19 protein-coding genes are annotated in these 22,120 nt (G+C 45.1%); 7 read left to right on the top strand and 12 right to left on the bottom strand.

The genetic code is table 11. From position 1 onward, the window contains the following. The first annotated feature begins 108 nt into the window (after positions 1-108). Positions 109-498: a DUF1573 domain-containing protein gene (locus AC1RNB_RS00815; RefSeq protein WP_493079863.1), complete on the top strand. Its 390-nt coding sequence runs from the start codon at positions 109-111 to the stop codon at positions 496-498. Positions 499-590: 92 nt separating this feature from the next. Then, positions 591-1,784, top strand: a complete 1,194-nt coding sequence (locus AC1RNB_RS00810) for a pyridoxal phosphate-dependent aminotransferase (protein WP_493079861.1) — start codon at positions 591-593, stop codon at positions 1,782-1,784. A gap of 408 nt (positions 1,785-2,192) precedes the next feature. Here AC1RNB_RS00810 and AC1RNB_RS00805 read toward each other — a convergent pair whose 3' ends face one another. The 7 genes from AC1RNB_RS00805 to AC1RNB_RS00775 form a co-directional block, all read right to left on the bottom strand. Next, positions 2,193-2,801 carry a toxin-antitoxin system YwqK family antitoxin gene (locus AC1RNB_RS00805; RefSeq protein WP_493079859.1) on the bottom strand — a complete coding sequence of 203 codons (609 nt, stop codon included), beginning with the start codon at positions 2,799-2,801 and terminating at the stop codon, positions 2,193-2,195. After that, positions 2,798-3,460, bottom strand: coding sequence for an SCO family protein (locus AC1RNB_RS00800; RefSeq protein WP_493079857.1), 663 nt, complete (start codon positions 3,458-3,460; stop codon positions 2,798-2,800). The genes AC1RNB_RS00805 and AC1RNB_RS00800 overlap by 4 nt, the downstream gene beginning before the upstream one ends. A gap of 2 nt (positions 3,461-3,462) precedes the next feature. Further along, positions 3,463-3,885 carry a DUF4890 domain-containing protein gene (locus AC1RNB_RS00795; protein ID WP_493079856.1) on the bottom strand — a complete coding sequence of 141 codons (423 nt, stop codon included), beginning with the start codon at positions 3,883-3,885 and terminating at the stop codon, positions 3,463-3,465. A 105-nt stretch (positions 3,886-3,990) separates the two neighbouring features. Next, complete coding sequence (locus tag AC1RNB_RS00790) at positions 3,991-4,746, bottom strand: YHYH protein (RefSeq protein ID WP_493079854.1); 756 nt, start codon at positions 4,744-4,746, stop codon at positions 3,991-3,993. 61 nt (positions 4,747-4,807) lie between these two features. Next, positions 4,808-5,380, bottom strand: a complete 573-nt coding sequence (locus AC1RNB_RS00785; RefSeq protein WP_493079852.1) for a Spy/CpxP family protein refolding chaperone — start codon at positions 5,378-5,380, stop codon at positions 4,808-4,810. Next, positions 5,380-5,715, bottom strand: a complete 336-nt coding sequence (locus AC1RNB_RS00780; protein WP_493079850.1) for a hypothetical protein — start codon at positions 5,713-5,715, stop codon at positions 5,380-5,382. The genes AC1RNB_RS00785 and AC1RNB_RS00780 overlap by 1 nt, the downstream gene beginning before the upstream one ends. 6 nt (positions 5,716-5,721) lie before the next feature. Further along, a complete protein-coding gene (locus AC1RNB_RS00775; RefSeq protein ID WP_493079848.1) occupies positions 5,722-6,291 on the bottom strand; it encodes an RNA polymerase sigma factor in 570 nt (189 codons plus the stop codon). 193 nt (positions 6,292-6,484) lie between these two features. Here AC1RNB_RS00775 and AC1RNB_RS00770 point away from each other — a divergent pair, with 193 nt between their 5' ends. Then, positions 6,485-7,879, top strand: coding sequence for a hypothetical protein (locus AC1RNB_RS00770; protein WP_493079846.1), 1,395 nt, complete (start codon positions 6,485-6,487; stop codon positions 7,877-7,879). A 113-nt stretch (positions 7,880-7,992) separates the two neighbouring features. Here AC1RNB_RS00770 and AC1RNB_RS00765 read toward each other — a convergent pair whose 3' ends face one another. Then, on the bottom strand, positions 7,993-8,199 hold the full coding sequence (locus AC1RNB_RS00765; protein ID WP_490834747.1) for a cold-shock protein: 207 nt from the start codon (positions 8,197-8,199) through the stop codon (positions 7,993-7,995). A 236-nt stretch (positions 8,200-8,435) separates the two neighbouring features. On the opposite strand from AC1RNB_RS00765, the gene AC1RNB_RS00760 reads away from it, so the two are divergent. Continuing rightward, a complete protein-coding gene (locus AC1RNB_RS00760; protein ID WP_493079844.1) occupies positions 8,436-9,416 on the top strand; it encodes an acyl-ACP desaturase in 981 nt (326 codons plus the stop codon). A gap of 159 nt (positions 9,417-9,575) precedes the next feature. Here the strand turns inward: AC1RNB_RS00760 and AC1RNB_RS00755 are convergent, their stop codons facing one another. Beyond that, positions 9,576-10,430 carry a sugar phosphate isomerase/epimerase family protein gene (locus tag AC1RNB_RS00755; protein WP_493079842.1) on the bottom strand — a complete coding sequence of 285 codons (855 nt, stop codon included), beginning with the start codon at positions 10,428-10,430 and terminating at the stop codon, positions 9,576-9,578. Positions 10,431-10,644: 214 nt separating this feature from the next. On the opposite strand from AC1RNB_RS00755, the gene AC1RNB_RS00750 reads away from it, so the two are divergent. Both AC1RNB_RS00750 and AC1RNB_RS00745 read left to right on the top strand, forming a co-directional pair. Beyond that, positions 10,645-11,661 (top strand): Gfo/Idh/MocA family protein, encoded by a 1,017-nt coding sequence (locus AC1RNB_RS00750; RefSeq protein WP_493079841.1) that lies wholly within the window; start codon positions 10,645-10,647, stop codon positions 11,659-11,661. A 34-nt stretch (positions 11,662-11,695) separates the two neighbouring features. Further along, positions 11,696-12,628: a sugar phosphate isomerase/epimerase family protein gene (locus tag AC1RNB_RS00745; RefSeq protein ID WP_493079839.1), complete on the top strand. Its 933-nt coding sequence runs from the start codon at positions 11,696-11,698 to the stop codon at positions 12,626-12,628. Positions 12,629-12,702: 74 nt separating this feature from the next. Here the strand turns inward: AC1RNB_RS00745 and AC1RNB_RS00740 are convergent, their stop codons facing one another. Further along, on the bottom strand, positions 12,703-14,394 hold the full coding sequence (locus AC1RNB_RS00740; protein WP_493079837.1) for a RagB/SusD family nutrient uptake outer membrane protein: 1,692 nt from the start codon (positions 14,392-14,394) through the stop codon (positions 12,703-12,705). Between the two features lie 10 nt (positions 14,395-14,404). Beyond that, positions 14,405-17,410, bottom strand: coding sequence for a SusC/RagA family TonB-linked outer membrane protein (locus tag AC1RNB_RS00735; protein WP_493079835.1), 3,006 nt, complete (start codon positions 17,408-17,410; stop codon positions 14,405-14,407). Positions 17,411-17,596: 186 nt separating this feature from the next. On the opposite strand from AC1RNB_RS00735, the gene AC1RNB_RS00730 reads away from it, so the two are divergent. Next, positions 17,597-20,875 (top strand): alkaline phosphatase family protein, encoded by a 3,279-nt coding sequence (locus AC1RNB_RS00730; RefSeq protein WP_493079833.1) that lies wholly within the window; start codon positions 17,597-17,599, stop codon positions 20,873-20,875. Positions 20,876-20,937: 62 nt separating this feature from the next. On the opposite strand, the gene AC1RNB_RS00725 is transcribed toward AC1RNB_RS00730, so the two are convergent. Then, entirely contained in the window at positions 20,938-22,119 is a 1,182-nt protein-coding gene (locus tag AC1RNB_RS00725) for a sialidase family protein (protein ID WP_493079831.1), read from the bottom strand. Position 22,120: the final 1 nt, after the last annotated feature.

Raw genomic sequence — 22,120 nt, 5'->3', positions numbered from 1 at the left:
CGGGGGAAAGCCAATTTTAAAAATTCAGCTAAAAAGCGGGCTTTGGCACAGATTTGGCTTTCCGTAGTTCCTGATTCAGTAATTTTACCTTTTAAATCAATCCGCACAATGAAAAAGATCCTCTTTATGGCCGCCCTGCTGGTAGCCGGTTTTGTTAACGCACAAGCATCACCTGATATCGTATTCCAGAAAACCACACACAGTTTTGGCAAGATCAAACAGAATGTGCCCGCCACTTATATATTCACTTTCACCAATAATGGCAACAAACCCGCGGTGATCGAGTTTGCCAATGCAGAATGTGGTTGTACCACACCTGAATACAGCAAGGACCCGATCCTGAAAGGCAAATCCAGCACCATTAAAGTAACTTATAATGCAGCTGCAATGGGTACTTTCAAGAAAAATGTGAATGTAAAATTTGCCAACCAGCAATTACCCATGGTGCTCACCATTGATGGTGAAGTGATTCCTGCGGCCAAGGGCAAAACTAAATAATAGCATACCGTTTCGCATAACCACAGATACGCAACCAGTACCGGTTGCGTATTTTGTTTTGACAACGTTGCCACCCCAACTATCTTTGCAAAATGTTACAGATCAGCCAACGCGGCCAGCACATGCCCGCCTCCCCCATACGCAAACTGGTTCCTTATGCAGAAGCAGCCAAAAAAAGAGGAACCAAAGTATATCACCTGAATATCGGTCAGCCGGATATCGAAACACCCAAAATGGTGCTCGATGCCGTTCGTAACAGCGATTTTAAAGTGCTGGAGTACAGCCATAGCGCCGGTAACGAAAGCTACCGCCGTAAACTGGTGGGATATTATGAAAGCGTAGGCATTCATGTAAATCATAATGAGATCATTATTACTACCGGCGGTAGTGAAGCCATCCAGTTTGGTTTTATGGCCTGCCTGGATGCGGGTGATGAAGTCATCATCCCGGAACCTTTTTATGCCAACTACAATGGTTTTGCCGTAGCGGCTGGTGTAACCGTGGTGCCTATCACTTCTCATATCGAGAATGGATTTGCCCTGCCGCCGATTGAAGAGTTTGAGAAAAAGATCACCCCCCGCACCAAAGCCATCGTTATCTGCAACCCCAATAATCCTACCGGTTACCTGTACAGCGATGCAGAAATGCAGCAGCTGAAACAGATCATCCTGAAACATAATCTCTTTTTGTTCTCAGATGAAGCGTATCGTGAGTTCTGCTATGAAGGCAAACAGGTAAGCGCCATGCACCTGACAGGGGTTGATGAGCATGTGATCATCATGGACACCATCAGTAAAAGATACAGTGCCTGCGGCGGCAGGATCGGGGCATTCATCACCAAGAACAAAACCCTGCTGGATGCTGTCATGAAGTTTGCACAGGCGAGACTGAGTCCGCCCAGTTTTGCGCAGATAGCCGGTGAAGCTGCGATTGACCTTCCTGCTGATTATTTTGATACTACCAAAGCGGAATATAAATCCCGTCGCGACCTGATTGTACAAAGGCTGAATGCCATGGAAGGGGTATTCTGTCCCAATCCCGGTGGCGCTTTTTATGCCATTGCCAAACTGCCGATCGACGATGCGGATATTTTTTGCCAGTGGTTACTCGAAAGTTTCTCTTTCCAGAACCAAACCGTGATGCTGGCACCCGCTACCGGCTTCTACGGAACCCCCGGATTAGGCAAACAGGAAGTAAGATTAGCTTATGTATTAAATTTAAATGACATAAATAAGGCAATGGATTGCCTTGAAGTGGCATTAAAAGAATATCCAGGCAAAAAGTAGACTGTTAATCAATACTTTATTTTAACAAATAAAAGATGTTTAACCATTTATGATAATATATTACAAATAATTACATATTATCATATTCTTATTTTTTTGCCTAAAAATGTCAAAAAAATGTAAAAAATAATTAATTATTGAATAAAATACTATGTTATTTGATTTTCCCTTATCTTTACAGCAGAAACAAAAATACAGATAGACAGAAGGTTTACTGTTGATTTCAGGTTAATGAATTGATAATTATCTCTTTTCTTATATGGCAAGCAATCGAAGACGTCCCCTGTTTCTACAGGGGACTTTTTGTTGGAAGAAAGGAACAGAAGAACAGATGAACAAGGAACAGACGAGCGGAAGAGGTAAGAATTGGCTTGCGCTGCCTTAGAACTTATCACTTAGAACTCTCGTCTATTCTGAGCTGTTTTCTACATATTCCCCCCTCTCATTCTTAAGAGAGTAACATAAATTGGGGTTAATTAAACCATAGAGCCGGCCATTGCGCATAACAAAGCTCATATAGGGTTTACCGTTTTCGCGCCAGCCTTTTCCCCATTGTTCCTTACCCTGGTGGTATGAAATATGCTTGAATGGCTTGCCGGATGGATACCATTCTTTGAAATCGCCTTCGTATTCGCCGTTCCGGTAATGATATTCATATTGCAGTTGCCCATTCAGCCACCAGCCCCGGTGTACGCTGTCTTTTTCTCCATTGTGATAAAAACGTTGGGCCTCCCGGTTGCCATTTTCATAAAAAGACTGCATCAGTCCTTCTTCTTTTCCGGTATAAAATTGTTGGGATAAACGGATCTGTCCTGACATATACCAGGTTTCTATGGTTCCGCTGAAAGGCTGGCCATTCCATAGCCAGACACCGTTTACAAGATGCAGCGCAGTATCAGACCTGTCTACGGTTATGGCAGGAATCTGCGGTGACTGATATACAGTTGCGATGAGAGCAGGTTGTTCGCTGCAGCTGGTTATCAGTACAACTAATATTATTGCGAAGACAATTTTCATTCTTCCTGTTTTAATAACCTGATATCCGCGATCAGGTCGTTCACATCTTTCAGCGAAGTGCCTTTGTACACACCCCTGATGTGCCGGTGCCGATCAATCAGTAACAGGTTCTCAGTGTGAAGGAAATCGCTGCTGTTCTTTTGTATACCCATATCCTCATCCGCGAAGTATGCTTTGCGCGCGAGGGTATAAATCGAATCCCGGTTACCCGTAAGCAGGAACCACTTATCGCTCACCACTCCATAATCTGCAGCATACTGCTGCAACCTGGCAACACTATCTGTATCGGGAGTTACGCTATGTGAGAGGATCCGCAGATCATCATCAGCGAGATAGGCTTTCTGCACAAGCGCGAGATGATTGGTTAACCGCTTACAGATTCCCGGACAGGCGGTGAAGAAAAAACCTGCTACATAGATCTTACCGGCCACTGTTTTCGCCGTAATGGTTTTACCCTGCTGATCAGTGAATTGAAAATCGGGTATGGCATGTATTCCGCTGTATGCCGGATCAGTAGTGCTGATCCATTGCGGCGTGAAATCAGCACTGGTATAAAAAGGCAATACCTTCTCCGCCTGTTCCTGTTGTTCAGGTGTTTGGCAGGAGGAGAAGGTAGTAACGAATCCTATCACACAAAAAAAAGAGAATGCTTTAAACATGTTTATTGTTTTGGCGCAGGTGGTGGCATGGGTTTACCTTCTTTGTTACCTGGTACAGGCGGGCGCAAAGATTTTTCCATAGCGGTATATTTCCGGAACTGTGTTTCAGTCAGCATCGCTTTGATCTTTGCATCACGCGCTGCACTGAGCTTCTCTGCTGCTTCTCTGTTAACAGGTGGTGGTGGAGGCGGTGGTGCAGTCGGTCTGCCTTCTTTTGACCGGATTTTTTCCATACCATCAAAAAACTCACTGTAAGCTGCTTCCAGTTTGGTTTTTTGCGCAGCTGTTAAGTTAATCTCTTTGTTGATCTTTTCTGTAACGTGTTTCAGTCTCTCCGATTTCGAAGGAGGTTTGGGTGGTTCAGGTTGTGCGATCACCATTGTAAAACCCAATAATGCGAATACTGTCAGAAATTTCTTTTTCATACGATTGATAATAAATGAAATAATATAATAACAACCATCAGATGTAATTATGAATTGCCAACCCTTGCCATCACTTGTTAGCGTTTTCCTAAACCGTGAACAGCATTACTGTGTCACAGATCCTTTGGTACCATAGAAGCCCACTCCATTGATATAAGGCGCATCGGCTGTAATATGATAATGATAAATGCCATTGGGATAATCAGCGGTAACAGCGGTATGACCATGGTAAGTATCCAGGTCTGCACTCACCAGTGTTTTTCCATTTTCCAGAGGACCATAAACAGGAAATCCATCCAATAAAAAACCGATCAGCGCACTCTTTGTTTTATTCAGCGTGATATACAAAGGTTCTACATGATAATGATAAGTGGCACTTTGATCCGGATGACCATTATACTGATCGAAGGAATTGATCTCATTGGTTAATGGCTGGTTGGGACCCGCATACTGGTTATAAATAGCCACACCGTTAATAGCCACACCAATTGGCCCCAATGGGGTAGCTTCATGCGCTGAATTGACAGCAGGTGAAGCAGGAATCCTGAACGTAAAACTTTTCGTTCCGATACTGTTGGGATTTTTGGAGAAAGCATTATTGCTTCCGTTATATGCCTGGTAGCGGGCATCGGAACTAGCAAAATAACAGCTCTTGTGGTCGGGAACACCATCACTCTTGATCGTGATCGTGGTTCCATCAGAAGAAACCGTTACAGTGGAATTGAACTTCTTAAACACGTCGGGAACCGAAGCAGTGGCGGTTACGATAGTGGTGGTAGCAGTAGCATCCTTCTTACAGGAAAAACCCAACAAAGCTATTGCCACCAGCCCTGTTAGGCCGGCAAATTGTATCCTGTTCATAATAAATGATTTTGAAGTTAGATGTGATGGTTGCTGAAAAACCTTCGCCTTAGTTAAATGATTATTGGCTTGGTGGCGGTGGTGCCTGCCCTTCTTCGCCGGGCGGCGGACCGTCTTGTTTTTCACCGTTTCTGCCGGGAGGTGGCCCTCCTTGTGGTCTGCCCGGCGGTGGTGGTGCCATCATCCGCAACACTTGTCTTAGCACAGATTCAAACTTGACTTTCTGTTCTGCCCTGCACAAAGCGCGAATCTGTTGAAAATGACGGAATGTAAGCATATCCGTTTCTGCATCATACCGCGCAGCTTCTTTGGCTGCCGCTGCTAAAGCTGTATCGGAAAGATCTTCCTGTTGCAGGAGATCAAAAAAAGCGTTCTTGGCATCCCGGTTATAACGGCGGATGGCCTGCATCTGCTGCCGGTGCTCATCCCGCAAAACGATCAGTTGTTTTTTCTGCGCAGAATCCAGTCCCAGTTCTTTCACCAGAAAATCAACCAATGCGGGCTGGTTGCCGTTGGAACGTTCGGCTCCCCTTTCGTGCATGATCCACAAAGTACTAAGGGTGATAATATTGAGTGCGATCAGCACCAGGAAAGCTATGGCGGTCCATTTATTCCTGTTAAAATAACTCATCATCAGTTTTCTTTTTCGTTATACACAGTAGAAGTACCCAATCCGTATTCATCTGCAAATGTTTGCAAGCCGGTTGTTTCCTGTACCTGGGCAGATGACGGTGTATGCAGGTAGGAACGGATAACAGCTATATTCAGGATCAGCAGTAAAGACAAAGTTCCCAATGATACCGCCGGCCTTGTAAGCAAGTACCAGAAATAACCGGCGCCCTCGTTTTTTTTATTTAGCTGTGCCTGCAGGCGGGTATAAAAAAACGGGGGCATTTCGGCACGACTGATACCATTGAGGCTGTTCAGTATCTGTTCCAGTTCTTCGGGGTCGGGTCTATTGGTATGCATGTTCACTTATTTATCGGGGGTATAATAATGTTTCAATTTTTGCCGAAGGTTTTCTTTGGCGCGATGCATCAGCGCTTCTACCGCTTTTATGCTGAGGTTCATGATGGTTGCCGTTTCTTCGTAACTCAATCCTTCTGCTTTGATCAATGTAAAAGCGATCCGCTGGTTTTCCGGTAACTGCTGCATGGTTCTGAAAAGAAGTGCCGCACGTTCTTTATTATCGAGTGCTACACCGGGATGATGGAAATGCGCCAGGTTCTCTTCTTTTTCGCCCAAACCAATCCAGGAACGCAGGTTGGCCATTCTTTTTTTGGTTTTCTTTTTCCGCTCCGCATCCAGGGCCTTGGTTAGTGCTACCCGGTACATCCAGGTAGAAAGTTTGGCCTCGCCCCTGAAATCTTTCACAGACTGGTATATCTGGATAAACACTTCCTGCGAAAGATCTTCCGCTTCCTGCCTGTCCTGCACAATGCTGAGCACAGTATTGAATACCATGTTCTGCCAGCTTTCTACCAGCTGTTTAAATGCCAGTTGATCGCCGTTTTGCAGTGCCCGGATAAAGTCCTGTTCGCTCAAATAATGCCGTATTGGTTAGTTAGATGCAACAACCTACAAAAACCTTCGCCCAAAAACAGAAAAAACTGCCGTATTTTGACTTCGCGAAGGATTTCAGAACCTGAACCGGATTGTACGGGGTGGCGTTCTTTACAAAATCATAAAAAATTCCGTTCGGGCTGCACAGTGTAACCTGCGGGTATCAAGGGTAGATATGCATACAAAAACCGGCTTCTTTATTAGCCTCCTGCTGTTGTTTTCATCGGTAAAACTAACCGCCCAGGGTTACCAGGCTTTGCATGGATCTGCTTATACGGGCAGTACTGCTGTTTTCAATAATCCGGCCTCTTCTGTTAACTCGGTTCACAAATGGGACCTGACCCTGTTTTCTACGCAACTGAAGATGACCACCAATTCACTTTACCTGAAATCAACCAACGGAACAGAGGAACTGTCAGTAAAAGATGATCGTAACAGCAAAATCAACCATGCCAACGCAGATCTGAGCCTGTTTAATTTTTTATACCGGATGGATAACAGGAGCGCCATTAATTTCGGTATCAGGGCCAGAACCTACCTGCATACCAAAACAGCACCTTTCAGATATACCGATTCTGTGACCAGTTTGCATAATTTTCTCATCGCCAACAATAATCTTCCCTTCTTAGAAGGATTTGCTACCCAGACCGGATGGCTGGAAGCTGATCTGAACTATTCGAAAGTATTATTTGAAGACAGCCGTTCACGTTTAAGCGGGGGGATTACTTTACAGATCATGAAAGGTTTGTCGGGGGCATTTGTAAAACTGAACAGGGTCAGTTATTTCGAATCCAAGAATGCCACAGATACTATTTTTTCGCTGACCGATGGCAGTGGTTCGCTTGGGTATTCGGGTAATTATGATGAAAGTTCCTTTAAAGATTTTTATAAAAAATCCCGAACAGGTCTGGGACTGAGCATGGGGATTGAATACATGACCTATAACGATGAAACCACAGCCGGGATTGGGAATAACAGCTTGAATTACGACTGGAAAATTGGCCTTAGCCTGATGGACCTGGGTGCCAACCAATTTACCCCGGGCACGGCTTCTGTGGAATTATTCGGTCCTAATTTTGCGCTAACGGATGCTACCATTGACAGGAAATTGACCGGTGCACGGGATCTCCAATCCTTCAAGGATTCACTGCGAACCATTTTTACCAACAGTGCCGACATCACCGCACCATTTAAGATTGCCAATCCCACACGCCTGATCCTGAATATCGACAGGAATCTCGGTAATCATTTTTATGTGAATGGGGAATTGAATATGAATTTCTACTCCAGTTCCAGTTATACCAAACTGCGTACCCGGGAGCTGAACCTGCTTACCGTAACACCCCGCTGGGAAACCCTGAACTGGGGAGCGTATTTACCCGTTCAATACAATACACAAGGACAATTATGGGTAGGTATGGCCGTAAAAGCCGGGCCATTGGTAGTAGGTTTTCATAATCTCGGGATGTTGAAAAAAGAACCCATGCTGAATGGAGGTGGTTACCTGTTATTATCAATCCATCCCTTTAACCGTAAAAAGGTCAGGGACATCATGGATTGTGTGGAATAAGACGGGCGGAAGTCCTGACATACAAAATCTCTGTATTCCCGGTTCAATTACTCAATCCGGGAACACAGAGATAGTTCAAAACCGCAGATTGTGCGGCTGGGGATCAAAAAAGATTATTCGGCAGACTGAATATTAGAAGCCTGTTTTCCTTTTTTACCATCTGTTATTTCAAATGATACTTTTTGTCCTTCTTTCAAGGTTTTGAAACCGCCCATATTAATGGCAGAAAAGTGAGCAAAGAGATCTTCACCACCATCATCTGGCGTGATGAATCCGAAACCTTTTGAATCATTGAACCATTTTACAACTCCTGTTGGCATAATTTTAAAATTTAATCCTTAAATGTAGTGATTTTCGCGGGTTTTGAAGCTTTTCGGCCTTTTGTCTTTCCAAAAAGGCCTGTTTTGACCCCAAAATCAGTCATTCTGAGCAGAATGAGGGGGTATCAGCGTCAAAGAAACGCCAGAATCCTACACAAAAAAACTTAGGGGAAGCTATTACCGTATCTTCACCGGGTTACCCTCATTCGTCTCAAGTAAGAACAGGCAGGCAGTACATGAACATATCACAAACCCGGCTGGAAGTGATGCATTTCCTTGGCCAAAGCATGGATAGTTTTATTGACAGTTTTTTAAAACCGATCGATACCAACTGGCAACCCTCAGATCTGTTACCCGACAGCGCCAATGAAAATTTTCTGGCAGAAGTAAAAGAACTCCGTTTGCAATGCAGAGAACTTCCTTATGATTACCTCGCCGTATTGATTGGCGATATCATTACCGAAGAAGCTTTACCCACTTACGAAACCTGGCTGATGGATATTGAAGGGATAGGCCAGACAAATAAATCGGGCTGGAGCAAATGGATCCGCATGTGGACGGCAGAAGAGAACCGTCATGGTGATCTGCTGAACAAATATGTTTACCTCTCGGGCCGTGTAAATATGCGGCAGATGGAGATCAGCACCCAATACCTGATAGCAGACGGAATGGAAATCGGTACCGCCAGAGATCCCTACCGGAATTTTGTATACACTTCTTTCCAGGAAATGGCTACCAATATCTCGCACCGCAGAACGGCCAGTTTGTCCAAGCAATATGGCAACAACCAATTGTCGAAGATCTGTGGCGTAATTGCGGCCGATGAAGCGAGACATGCGAAAGCGTATAGAAGTTTTATCCAGCGCATATTTGAAATAGATACCAGCGAAATGATGCTGGCATTTGAAGATATGATGCGCAAAAAAATCGTGATGCCTGCCCATTTTCTGCGGCAGCAGGGCGAAAAGATCGGCACTACCTTTTCGCATTTCAGTGATGCGGCACAGCGGCTGGGGGTGTATACCACCATTGATTATACAGATATCCTGGAAAACCTCATCAAAGAATGGGATATCGGCAATATGCGGAGTTTGACCGATGCAGCTGAAAGGGCCAGAGATTACCTGATGGGCCTGCCCGACCGTTTCCGCAGGGTAGCCGAAAGAACCACGATCAAATCACCGCTGGAATATGAGTTTAACTGGATTACGAGATAAGAACTATGTTCTGAGTTGTATGTTCTAAGTTTTAAGGCGTATAGTCCCAGTTCATCTGTTCGTCTGTTCCTTGTTCATCTGTTCATCTGTTCTTCACATATATAAAAGAGACCTGCAAGTAATTACAGGTCTTTTTTGGCATAATATGATGTAGTGAGATCATTTGGTAGCAGACATCACTCCTTTAAAAAATCCGATAGACTCTGCCAGGCCCGCCATCGGATCTGTCATGTCTTTTTCGAATTCGATGCTGCATACTCCTTTGTAACCGATCTTATTCAGTGCTTTCACGAGTGAAGGGAAATCGATGGCTCCTCTGCCGATCTCAATGGCTTTACCATCTTTGGCAGCAATGCTTACATCTTTGATATGCAGGTCGAATAATCTGTCCTTGTAGTCTTTCACCGCTTTTTCCGGAGCAGTACCGGCACGTAATGCGTGACCGATATCGATGCAAAGTCCCATTCTGGGGTCACGGTTCTTGATCCTGTCGTACACATCTTTCGGACCGGGATACAAAGCATCTTCGGGTCCGTGGTTATGGATGGCCAGTTTGATATCGTATTCTTTCACTTTCTGTTCGGCATAATCCAGCAGATCATAGCCGGGCACACCTACAATCATAGGTACTCCGCATTTTTTGGCATAGGCAAAAGCCTGGTCCACGGCTTCTTTGGTTTTCATATAGATCACCCCAACTGTATACACATTGATATCAGCTGCTTTGTATTTGGCCAATGTGGCGTCAATGGTTTCCTGGCTGCTGTTCAGCGGTAGGTGAACATCTTTTACGGAGAGATAATGAATACCCAGCTTTTTCATCATGGCGATGGATTTTTCCAGGTCGAACCGGAAAAAAGTGTAACCGGCAATCCCTACCGGCAGCGGATCGGTACCATTTACCGCGAGGGTATTTCCGGGTGTTACCGGTGCAGCGTATGCTGTATCAGCCAGCGCTATAACCAGGGCCAGTAAGGCAAGTGGTTTCCGGAAAAATTTTCTGAATACTGACATGCAATCGTTTTTATAATTGAGGAGATGAGAAACCTGCTCTACTATTCCTTACAGACAGAAACAGTACTGTGAATTTTGTGTTTTTTTGTCACTAACTGCTATTGCATCGAATCTATATTTACGAAAACGATGTAGTTTACCGGTTGAGAAAAATCGGCCACAGTAATCACTTACTTGTGGTAAATGAATAACTTTAAGCCTACTGAATTCATTTATGTCTATCCATTCTTCTTCAGATAACCAGACAACCCTCCGCTGGGGTATTATTGGCTGCGGCAATGTAACTGAGAAAAAAAGCGGGCCAGCTTTTAATAAAATACCCGGTTCCTCGCTGCTGGCTGTGATGCGGCGAGATGGCAACAAAGCGAAAGATTATGCAGGAAGGCATGCTGTACCCAAATGGTATGATGATGCACAGGCATTGATTAACGATCCTGATATCAACGCCATTTATATTGCCACACCACCCGATTCGCACGAAGTGTATGCGATTGCCGCTATGCAGGCAGGTAAACCGGTATATGTAGAAAAACCAATGGCAGTAACCACTGATGCCTGTTTACGCATGCAGGAAGTGGCCAATGCTACGCAGGGTAAACTAACCGTTGCCCATTACCGCAGGGGTTTGCCCATGTTCCGCAAAGTGAAGGAACTGCTGGCAGAAAAAATTATCGGAGATGTAAGGACCGTCCGTATCAGTATGCTACAGCAACACAAAGAAGCGATGAATAATAGCGCCGATAACTGGCGTGTAAACCCGGCTATGGCGGGTGCGGGTTATTTTTATGATCTGGCACCACACCAGCTGGATCTGGTAGTGCATTTCTTTGGCGATCCTGTGAACGCAATAGGTTATGGTGCCAACCAGGCTGGCTTCTATCCCACCGAAGATGTGGTAAGTGGCGTAATGCGTTTACCGGGTGATATACTTTTTACCGGCCAGTGGTGTTATACCGTGGGGGCTGGCGGGGAAGAAGACCTGTTTGAGATCCAGGGATCGAGGGGAAGGATCCGCTTTCCGGTATTCGGAAGAACCGTTTCTTTACTGGTAGATGGAGAAGAAAGTATACTTGATTTTGAACCACCCGCACATATACAGCAACCCATGATAGAGAGAGTGGTACAGTATTTTACAGGAAAGGGGGGCAATCCCTGTTCTGCAGCGGATGCACTGGTATCGATGCGGGTGATGGAAAGTTTTGCGTATAACCGCCCCTTAGCAAGGCAATAACACCCAACCATCCTATCATTCAAATAAACTGCTTATGCCAGTCCAGCAACGGAGAAGATTCCTCCAGACAATACTTACCGGTTCTGTTGTTGCCGGCACGGCACCCATGGCCTGGGCAAAAGATCATCGTCTGCAACCAACCGGTTTTGCTGCCGGCAATCGTTTTAAGATCAGTCTCAATGCCTATTCTTTCAATGCACCTCTTGTGGCCAAAAAAACCACACTGGATGATGTGATGGAGTTTTGTGCGAGAGAAGGTTTTGATGCCATCGATATCACGGGTTATTATTTTCCGGGTTATCCGGAAATTCCTTCGGATGAATATATTTATCACCTCAAAAATAAAGCGCACCGGCTGGGTCTTGGTATCAGTGGAACGGGAGTGAGAAATGAATTTGCCGATCCGGATGCTGCCAAACGCGCCGCAGATGTACTACTCGTAAAAAACTGGATAGATGTTGCCGCCAAACTGGGCGCACCCGTGATCCGCATTTTTGCCGGAAAAACCTTACCCGCCGGATACCAGTGGGAGGAAGTGGCTGGCTGGGTAACAGAAGCTATCAAAAGCTGCGTGGCCTATGGCGAACAGAAAGGGGTGATTGTTGCTTTACAGAACCATAATGATTTTGTGAAGACCGCCGCACAGACCATCGACCTACTGCAGCGGGTGAACAGTGAATGGTTCGGACTGGTACTTGATACCGGCAGTTTTGTTACAGAAGAGCCGTACAGTGAAATTGAAAAAACCACTTCGTATGCTGTAAACTGGCAGATCAAAGAAAAACTGAATTACAAAGGCACGGTGTCTGATATGGACCTGGACAGGTTATGCCGTATCATCCACGCATCTACCTACCGCGGTTATCTTCCGATTGAAACGCTTAGTCCGGGAGATCCTTTTCTACTTGTTCCTCCTTTTCTGCAAAAAGTAAAAACGGCACTCTCAAAAGCCATAGCCAATACATAACATAAAAAACCACGGATTCACAGTATGTATCAACTGTAAATCCGTGGCAGGAAAATGATCTTATTTTTTCTCTTCTAGTATCCGGGATTCTGTTTCAGATAACCCGGTAAGTTACTGGCACCATCAATCGCCGTTTGCGGTATCGGGAACAGACGTTTGTTTTTATCCGTATTGTTTTTTTCTGTCCAGGTACCTTCATATTTTCCAAAGCGGATCATATCAGTACGACGTTGCATTTCCCAATACAATTCAAACCCTCTTTCGCGGAAAAGAATATCCAGTGTAAGTGTGCCTGTTAATGGCGCGGGTTTTACGGTATAAGCTGTGCGCGACATACGAACCGTATTCACATCCAGTAAAGCACCAGCCGCGTCATTTTTACGCAGTTTGGCTTCTGCACGCATCAGGTATACATCTGCCAAACGAATGATCGCAATATCTGCTTCTCCAAAATTACGGCCACTGACAGACTTACGGCTGAATTCATATTTCTCAACCCGGAAGCCGGTTGAGTAATCGCTGCCGGCAGTAGTAAAATCAACTGCTTCAGTAAAAATAACCGGTTGCGTAGGTCTGTTACGGGTGGCATTGTACAGCTTACCCACTTTGAATTTACCATCCGGACATTTTACAAAAACCCCATTCTGGCGAATCAGACCATATTGTTGTCCGCGCAGGATTCCACGGTCAATATTGAAATCTGTTACACAGGAATCGCCCGGATTGGTATAGATAGAGATGTTTTGCTTATAAAACCTGGGGTCGGCCGCTGCCGGATCAACCGGTGCATAGGTATTTGCCCAGCTTCTGTAAAAGTCAGGTGTAATGGCCGGACCATCTGTTCCATTCGCAGAAGGGAAAGCGGGCAAAGGAAACTGGTCTCCTGATAAAGAGAAATACGCCAGACGGTTATGTCCATTCAGATCGGCTCGCTGGTCTACCGCAAAGATCAATTCCTTATTATCATGGTTATTATCATTGAAAATAGAGAAATAATCTGCCGCCAGTGCATATTGGCCTGAAGCTGTGATCTTATCACAATATTTGATCACTTCATCCATGTCTTCTGTTTTGAAAGCGGGTGTACCCGAATAATAAATATCACGGTAAGCCGCTGCATTCAGGTGCAGGCGGGCGAGCAAGCCCCATACACCGGCTTTGGTTAAACGGCCGGGACCGGTGGTATTATCCAATACCGGTTCAACAGCGAGCAGTTCGCTCTTGATATACTCAACCGCTTCGGTTCCGCGAATGATGGTAGAGGTTGCACCCGGATCGTCTTTTACAAATGCAACACCAAACAGATCCAGGCTCAACAGGTTGTAAAAAGCCCGCATACCACGCGCTTCTGCGATATAGAGTTTTACGTTCGGATCGGTATTCGTTTTTAAGGAAGAGATCGCGGTAATAGCTCTCGAAATTTCCTGCGTAATCAGGTTCCAGGTATCACGCACATTGGGATCAGTGCTGGCTGTTTCATGTTTATGCAAAGACAGGTAAATCCCATTATCCCCCCAGTCTGTACCACCGCGGTAAGGCAGGATGGCTTCATCAGTTGAAATTTCCTGTAAGGCAAAATAAGTGGTATGCTGGTAAATATTCGGGAGCCTCGCATATACGGGTGCAATCAGTCCATCAGCAATCTGTTTCTCTGTTTGACCGGTTACAGAAGACTCATCCAATACATTTTCCTGCAATTTGGTACAACCTGTTGCCGTAGCTAACAGGGCTGCAATAGCAAATAGTGGAATGATATTTTTTTTCATAGTAGGTTCTTTAGAATGATACGTTTAAGCTGAATATGAATGATCTCGCTTTCGGGTAACTGAGATAATCAATACCATAAGAAGAGATTCCATTGATGGTTCTGTCTGTATTCACTTCCGGATCATAACCGTTGTATTTGGTAATCAGGAAGAGGTTCTGTCCGGTAACCGATACACGCAGACCGGTAATGTATTTATTGATACCCAGTTTGGCGGTATTAAAAGTATAACCCAGTGCCAGGTTATTCAAACGAAGGTAAGAGCCGTTTTTAAGGAAACGGGTACTTACCGGTGCGGCATTGTTAACCGATTCCTGCGGACTGGCGATAGCTTCGCTTGTGGTATTGATGCCTTTAGACAAACGTAGTTTATAAAAGTTGGCATTGGCAGTATTATCGTAGATCTTGTTTCCGGATACACCATTAAAGTTCACGGAGAAATCAAACTCCTTATAGGAAAGCGTACCAAAGAAATTATAGGTGTACTTAGGAAGGGCCGAACCGGCAGCTATCCTGTCTTTATCACTGATAATTCCATCTCCATCCGTATCACGGTACACGCTCAATCCGTTATTATCAAATCCTATGAATTCTTTCAGGTAAAAAGTTCCGATGGGTTGGTCATTGATATAACCATTGATGGTGGCAGAAGTAAGTCCGGAACCGGAAGCAGAGCCGGAAGGAATCACTGTATAAGGCGACTTCGTTACTTTGTTTTTCTGGTAAGTGAAGTTACCACCTACTGAATAGTTCAGTCCCTTTTCTGACCGTACCCTGTATTCCAGTTCCATTTCTACCCCATTGTTGGTGATGTTCATATCCTTTACATTGGTCCAGAAACTGCCGGCAGGTTGCACTGGATCGGCCGGAATAACTTCGAGCAGTATATTGTTGGACACTTTGTTGAAGAAGTCGACAGACCCACTGAATCTTCCTGCACCAAAATCAAGACCGATATTAGTCTGGTTAGATACTTCCCACTGAATATCCGGATTGGCTAACCTCGAGAAAATAGTTCCCGCAGGATACGCACCCGTTCCGCTGAGTGGGTAGCTGGTGGTTGCCGATACGGATGAAGTATACAGCGCCTGTGTGATCTTGGAAGGAATTTCCTGGTTACCCGTCTGGCCCCATCCGGCACGCAGTTTCAGGTTGCTGAACAGGGAATTTTTCATAAAATCCTCTTCAGTTATTTTCCATCCCAGGGAGAAGGAAGGAAAGATCCCATATTTATTGTTGGCTCCAAATTTGGAAGAACCATCTGCACGCACGTTAATGGTAGCGAGGTATTTGTTCTTGTATTGGTAGTTAACCCTGCCAAAATAAGATTGTAACTCGTTGATGAGTGCATAACCACCCGGACGGTTATTGGCCAGTGTCAGGTCCTGTCCTAAACCGGGATTGTACTGCGGTTCCACCGGCGAAATGGCAAAACGGTTGATGCTGTAATTACGACCCTGTAAAAAGATCTTCTGGTAAGAATAACCCGCAAGGGCAGACACCACATGATTTCCTTTGGTGAAATTATACGTGAGGTAATTTTCGAACAAAGTATTCCGGTTAGTGGTGTAATAGGTTTCCAGTCTTCCTTCTCTCAGGGGGACCGCATTGGGTAATGACTGTATATCGCGGGTGCCACCGGAATTATCGATACCGAAATTCATTTTGAAGGTAAGTCCTTTGGCAATTTTAAGTGAAGGAGAGATATTTCCTACGATGCGGTTGATCTTGGTGATATCCTGATCCAGTTTAAAACTCTGCATAGGGTTATTGATGTTCAGGTACTGCGCTGGATTACCTGCTGCATCGTATACCGCATAAGTAGGATTATTGGAGATGGCATCACCAATAACACTGGAAATGGGCGGACGTGTATTATAGGTTCCGGTAACACTCAGGTTCGCTTCTACAATGAGTTTGTCTTCCAGAAATCTTTGGGTAGCATTAAAGCGGCCCGTGTACCTGTCGAGTGTGTTGTCTCTGATGATCCCTTCCTGCTTCTGCATACCGAAAGATGCATAGTAAGTCAGTTTTTCTGCGCCACCGCTTAAAGCCAGGTTATGGTTCTGTGTTTGTGCAGTGCGGGTAATAGCTTTTTGCCAATCTGTATTGGCACCTTTATCATCCAGTGTACCACCCAATGCAGCAACCTGTTTTTTATATTCTGCGGCATCAAAAACAGCAATCGGCCGGGCAATATTGGAAACACCATAGCTGGTAGAAACATTGATGGTAGAGATACCTGCTTTACCACGTTTGGTAGTAATGAGGATCACACCGTTGGCACCTCGGGAGCCATAGATGGCCGTGGCAGAAGCATCTTTTAATACATCGATCGATTCTATATCCTGCGGATTCAGAAAATTCAAAGGATTCCCACCACCGGTGCTGGAATTATCGAGTGCCAGTCCATCTACTACAAACAAAGGCGTACTTCCGGTACGAACACCACCGGGTCCGCGTACAGTAATGCCCAGAATACTCCCGGGTTCACCACTGGCAGAAGTTACGTTTACGCCGGCCACTTTACCCTGTAATAACTGCTCTGGCGCATTGATGATACCTTTGTTAAAAGCTTCACTCTTGACAGATTTTACTGCACCGGTAACATCCCTCCGGCTTTGCGTGCCATAACCCACCACTACTACCTGGGTAAGATCCTGCGCAGCTGGTTTTAATGAAATGTTGAGAGTAGTGCCGGTTACAGCAACTTCCTGGGTATTGTATCCCACATAACTGACCACCAGCACAGCTTTACTGCCGGTAATCCTGATGGCATACTTGCCTGATGCATCTGACGATACATTTACTTTGGTTCCTTTTACGGAAACTGTGGCACCGGAAAGCGGCAGGCCTGTATTGGCATCTGCAATGGTTCCTGTAACCAGTTGATCTGATTGGGTCTGATAAAAACCCGGTGTATATCGGGTACCGGCTGCAAAGGATTCCGCATAATGGAATACAGTTAGCAACAGGCAACAACACACAGCAGTTGCGTTGTGTAATGGTTTCTTCATGAGCATTGGTTTACGTAATTACAATTTTAAATGGCAAAACTATTGTGGCGTGAATGTAAAAAAAAAATATCTGGATGTATAACATTTTGATAATGTAAATAAAACGGAAGCATAATGCTACAGATTTAGCGCGATGAGTTCATTCTGAGAAAAATGCACAATATTTGACTCTCCAAACCAACCTGTATGCGCATAACTCATTCATTCCTACTTATATGTCTTTGTTTTGTCTCCTGTACCCTATCAGCACAAAGCAGCACTTATACGCTTGCCAATGCCCATTCGCATAATGACTTTGAACAGCAGCATCCTTTCTACCAGGCATACCAGGAAGGGTTTGGCTCGATGGAGGCTGATATTTTCCTTTTCAACAAAGCCATTTTAGTAGGTCACGACAGTTCGCAATTAACGCCATCACGCAATCTGGAAAACCTGTACCTCCAGCCCATGGCAGAGAGTATTAAGCGGAACCGTGGCAGTATTTATAAAGATGGCAACCGCAGACTTCAGTTTCTGATAGATCTGAAGACAGACGGGCTCATCACTTTACCGGTGTTGATATCGGTACTTGAAAAATATCCATCAATCATCCACAACCAAACAATCCAAATCGTAATCTCCGGCAGCAGGCCGGCAGATTCCTTATTCCACCGTTACCCGTCTTATATCTGGTTTGACGGGAAACTGGGGCAGTCATACCAGGCAAAAGCCCTATCACGTATTGCTATGCTGAGTGAGAGTTTTAGTAAGTTCTCCAAATGGAAAGATGCTGCACAAGCTTTTCCCGAGGAAGATAGACAGAAAATACAAAAAGCAGTTTCGCAGGCGCATAGTTTGAGCAAAACAGTCAGGCTATGGGCCATGCCCGATCATCAAAGAGGTTGGGAAGAAATGATGAAGCTGGGTCTGGATTTCCTGAATACCGATCGGATCGCAGATCTCGCTGATTTTCTGGGCAAACAAAATAATACCAATCAGACGCTTCCCTATAACAGAACCATCCGTTCGGCAGGTACTGTAGTGCGCTATGGTAAACCGGAACTGGAGAACCATGCACTGGATCTGGCTTTGCTGCCTGCATCTGATGTAGTGGTGATCGAAGACAGGTATGGCATCAGTACATTAAACATCCATGATAAAAAGATCAGTAACCGCTGGAGTTATACCGATATGCCCGTTTATGCAAAGTTGATGAGTACTTATTCGGGCATTAAAGCATTTACCGATAAGGGAAAAACATGGGTGGTTTGGAGCGCTGCAGAAAAAGACAGCGATAAATCCTTTCTCATGATCGCCGAATGGGCCAATGAGTTCCGGCAGTTTGCTTCGGTTCCTTTCGCAAAAAAATCGCCTTCTAAAAATGCACTTCCAAATGATATAGTTGTTACCAAAGAACAGGGAGAAGCGTTTTTATATATTGTTCTCAACGGAAACAATGAGCTTGTCAAACTACGCTGGAGCGACCGAAGCATCGTGTGGCAAACTAATACAGGTGTAGCGCCCTTTGGATTAACTGTAGCCGCCAATAAAGTATATGTAAGTAACTGGGCAGGAAGCACCGCTACCGACAGCAGCCGCGAAAGAGCAGGTGTTCCCTGGGGGCTTGCTTATACGGATCCCAGAACCGGTGCTACCGCCAGTGGCTCAGTAAGTGTATTTGACACAAAAACAGGCAAACAACTTAGCGAGATCAACACCGGTCTCCATCCGAACGCAGTGCTTGCTTCGACTGATGGCAAATTTGTATATGTGGCCAATGGAAACAGTGATGAGATCACGGTGATAGAGACCGCTTCAGATAAAGTGGCAGCAACGATTCCGGTGGGTCTACTTACTAAAACAAACAATTTGCAGGGTAGTAGTCCGAATGCACTGGAACTGAACAAAGACAACACAGTGTTATATGTGGCCAATGGTATGGACAATGCGGTGGCACTGGTACAATTGGGCAAACAGGCCGCCAGTTTGGGAAAAGGAAAAACAAGATTGTTGGGATTGATCCCTACGGAAGCCTATCCCGGAGGGTTGAAGCTGATCAATAAGACACTGGTGGTTACCAATCTCGAATCTGATGGGGCCAATGTAATAGATGAGAAAAGAAAAGCAAGATCTATTCATAACCAACTGGCTTCTGTAAGTATGATTCCTGTTCCGGGTGCGGCCCGCTTAGCGCAGTATACGGAGGAAGTAACTACATTGAATCTAGTGAACCGTACCGAACAGTTTGCACCCAGAAAAAACATAACCCCGGTGCCCGTTCCGGCCCGTTTAGGAGAGCCTTCTGTGTTTAAACATGTGGTGTATATCATCAAAGAAAACAAAACCTACGACCAGGTTTACGGTGATATGCCTGCGGGCAGGGGCGATAGTTCCTTATGTATTTTCGGAAAAAAAATTACACCTAATATGCACGCATTGGCGCTGCAGTATGGCTGGATGGATAACTATTACGCATCGGGTAAATCTTCTGCCGAAGGACACCAATGGACGGATGCGGGCATGGTATCTGATTACGTGGAGAAAAATGTACGCGCATGGTTTCGCAGTTACCCGCACAGGCAGGAAGATGCGTTGGTGTATAACAAAAGTGGTTTTATCTGGAATCAGGCCATGGATCATGGAAAAACTGTCCGCATTTTCGGCGAAGCCTGCGAAACCGAGTACGACAGAAAACTGAAATGGCAGGACCTCTATAAAAACTTCCTCTCAGGTAAAAAACCGGTTTGGCATAATGAGAGCACCATTGCAAGGATCAGACCCATCATCTCTTCTACTTTTCCGGATTGCGACAATATCGCTTTCAGCGATCAGCAACGGGCCGCAATTTTTATGGACGAATGGAAACAGGCAGAAAGGGATAATCATCTCCCAAACCTGATGGTGGTTTCTCTCCCCAATGATCATAGTGCCGGCACTTCTCCCGATTTCCCTACACCCAATGCCATGGTAGCAGATAATGATCTGGCTGTAGGAAAAATTGTAGACATGATCAGCAAGAGCAAGTACTGGGATTCTACCGTGATCTTTATCACACAGGATGATTCGCAGAGCGGATGGGACCATATTTCCGCGTACCGTACAGTAGGTCTCGTTATCAGTGCGTACAGTAACAGTAAACTGGTAACTACGGAATACAACCAGACTTCCATGCTGCGCACCATAGAACAGATCCTGGGCATTCCGCCGATGAATGTGATTGATGCTACCGCCAGATTAATGACCGATTGTTTTCAATCCACTAAAAACAGTCTGTCTTATCAGTTTCTACCCAACAATATTCCACTGGACGAAATGAATAAAAAGCTGAATGTACTCAGTGGCAGAGAAAAGAAAATGGCCCTGCAATCGCAGCACGAAGTCTTTAATGAAATAGATGGTGGTAAAGATGATACCATGAACCGGATTATCTGGTATTATGCGAAGGGGGACACACCTTATCCTACTGCCGGACAGACAAAAAAATAAGATCTTGTGTACAGGTATATAGAAGCTGGATGTACCATCAGCATGCTGTATAACCAGGTGGTTTATTTATGCCGGATAAGCCGGAATGCGATTTCACCGTAATTATCCCTCTCATATAAAATGCCAATCTCTTTTTTCCCAACCACGGTAATATCCGAATAGGCGGTTGCATCACCCTTCCTTCTTTTATTACCCGCTTCTATCAACCATGATTGCGGCCAACTGCGGCCCTCATCATAACTGATCCGCAGTGTAAGGCTATCCCTTCTTTTTTCCGATGCATTGTTGCTGAAAGCCAGCACGGGTTTTCGTTTGCGTGGTGTAAGATTCAGGATACTTCCTTCACAAACAGGATCGGGTAATTGTTTGTCAAAATAAACCGTATCCCATTTCTGTCCGCCGTTATGGCTCAGGGCAATAATTCTTGCCCGCTGATCGCCATTCTGGTTACGGATATTCATCATCAGTTTGTTTCGTGGTAACGCAACGGCACTGGCTTCATTAGATCCGGGAAGCGACACCACATCACTGAGATGAAAACTTTCGCCATGATCATCTGTATAAAATCCATGCGCTGCATAATCTCCCGCATCCGGTTTTGCAGCACCGGCACTATGATTGGCCGCTATATAAATCCTACCCCGGTAAATACCTGTCTGAAACTGTTCTCCATGTCCGGGTGTATTGGCATAACAACGCCAGTCTTCTGCAAACCGGTAGACCGGATTGATGGAGGGTTGCAAGGGCTTATGCACCTGTAAGGTAATATCTACGCCTGCAGACCAGGTTTCGCCTCCATCAACAGAAGTTGTATACCATACCTGTTTATATCCTTTTCCCTGGCGGATTTCATTTTCGGTAACATTACCGGTATTATAAAAAAGAAAGATCCGGCCTTTGGGATAGCGGGGATCGGTGAGATCGATCACAGGGGCAGGATTACCTGATTGCAAAGTATCATTATCGGTTATCTTCTGTAAGGGTAACCAGGTTTTGCCCTTGTCCATACTTTTCTTGAGCACAATATCAATATCACCAAAATCGGCACCGTCCTGTACACGCCCCTCAGCAAAAGCCAGTAATACACCATCCGGCCTTGTTATAATAGCAGGGATCCGGAAAATCTTATACCCTTCTGTTCCGGAAATAAAAACAGATACCGCGGCCGGTTGCGCAGATACCCGGATAGATAGCAGGGCACACCCGATCAGTAAAAACGGGCTTCGGATACTTCTCCGGTTCATG

It is taken from the genome of Sediminibacterium sp. GW821-FHT12F12 (assembly GCF_058806635.1).
This window is presented reverse-complemented; position numbering and strand designations above follow the sequence as displayed.

Excerpts from the sequence above, each read along its gene's own strand:
- AC1RNB_RS00770 (WP_493079846.1), top strand. The coding sequence starts at position 6,485 with ATGCATACAAAAACCGGCTTCTTTATTAGCCTCCTGCTGTTGTTTTCA.
- AC1RNB_RS00725 (WP_493079831.1), bottom strand. The coding sequence starts at position 22,119 with ATGAACCGGAGAAGTATCCGAAGCCCGTTTTTACTGATCGGGTGTGCC.
- AC1RNB_RS00730 (WP_493079833.1), top strand. The coding sequence starts at position 17,597 with ATGCGCATAACTCATTCATTCCTACTTATATGTCTTTGTTTTGTCTCC.
- AC1RNB_RS00785 (WP_493079852.1), bottom strand. The coding sequence starts at position 5,380 with ATGATGAGTTATTTTAACAGGAATAAATGGACCGCCATAGCTTTCCTG.
- AC1RNB_RS00795 (WP_493079856.1), bottom strand. The coding sequence starts at position 3,885 with ATGAAAAAGAAATTTCTGACAGTATTCGCATTATTGGGTTTTACAATG.
- AC1RNB_RS00735 (WP_493079835.1), bottom strand. The coding sequence starts at position 17,410 with ATGAAGAAACCATTACACAACGCAACTGCTGTGTGTTGTTGCCTGTTG.
- AC1RNB_RS00815 (WP_493079863.1), top strand. The coding sequence starts at position 109 with ATGAAAAAGATCCTCTTTATGGCCGCCCTGCTGGTAGCCGGTTTTGTT.
- AC1RNB_RS00750 (WP_493079841.1), top strand. The coding sequence starts at position 10,645 with ATGTCTATCCATTCTTCTTCAGATAACCAGACAACCCTCCGCTGGGGT.
- AC1RNB_RS00740 (WP_493079837.1), bottom strand. The coding sequence starts at position 14,394 with ATGAAAAAAAATATCATTCCACTATTTGCTATTGCAGCCCTGTTAGCT.
- AC1RNB_RS00760 (WP_493079844.1), top strand. The coding sequence starts at position 8,436 with ATGAACATATCACAAACCCGGCTGGAAGTGATGCATTTCCTTGGCCAA.
- AC1RNB_RS00810 (WP_493079861.1), top strand. The coding sequence starts at position 591 with ATGTTACAGATCAGCCAACGCGGCCAGCACATGCCCGCCTCCCCCATA.
- AC1RNB_RS00745 (WP_493079839.1), top strand. The coding sequence starts at position 11,696 with ATGCCAGTCCAGCAACGGAGAAGATTCCTCCAGACAATACTTACCGGT.
- AC1RNB_RS00800 (WP_493079857.1), bottom strand. The coding sequence starts at position 3,460 with ATGTTTAAAGCATTCTCTTTTTTTTGTGTGATAGGATTCGTTACTACC.
- AC1RNB_RS00780 (WP_493079850.1), bottom strand. The coding sequence starts at position 5,715 with ATGCATACCAATAGACCCGACCCCGAAGAACTGGAACAGATACTGAAC.
- AC1RNB_RS00755 (WP_493079842.1), bottom strand. The coding sequence starts at position 10,430 with ATGTCAGTATTCAGAAAATTTTTCCGGAAACCACTTGCCTTACTGGCC.
- AC1RNB_RS00790 (WP_493079854.1), bottom strand. The coding sequence starts at position 4,746 with ATGAACAGGATACAATTTGCCGGCCTAACAGGGCTGGTGGCAATAGCT.
- AC1RNB_RS00765 (WP_490834747.1), bottom strand. The coding sequence starts at position 8,199 with ATGCCAACAGGAGTTGTAAAATGGTTCAATGATTCAAAAGGTTTCGGA.
- AC1RNB_RS00805 (WP_493079859.1), bottom strand. The coding sequence starts at position 2,801 with ATGAAAATTGTCTTCGCAATAATATTAGTTGTACTGATAACCAGCTGC.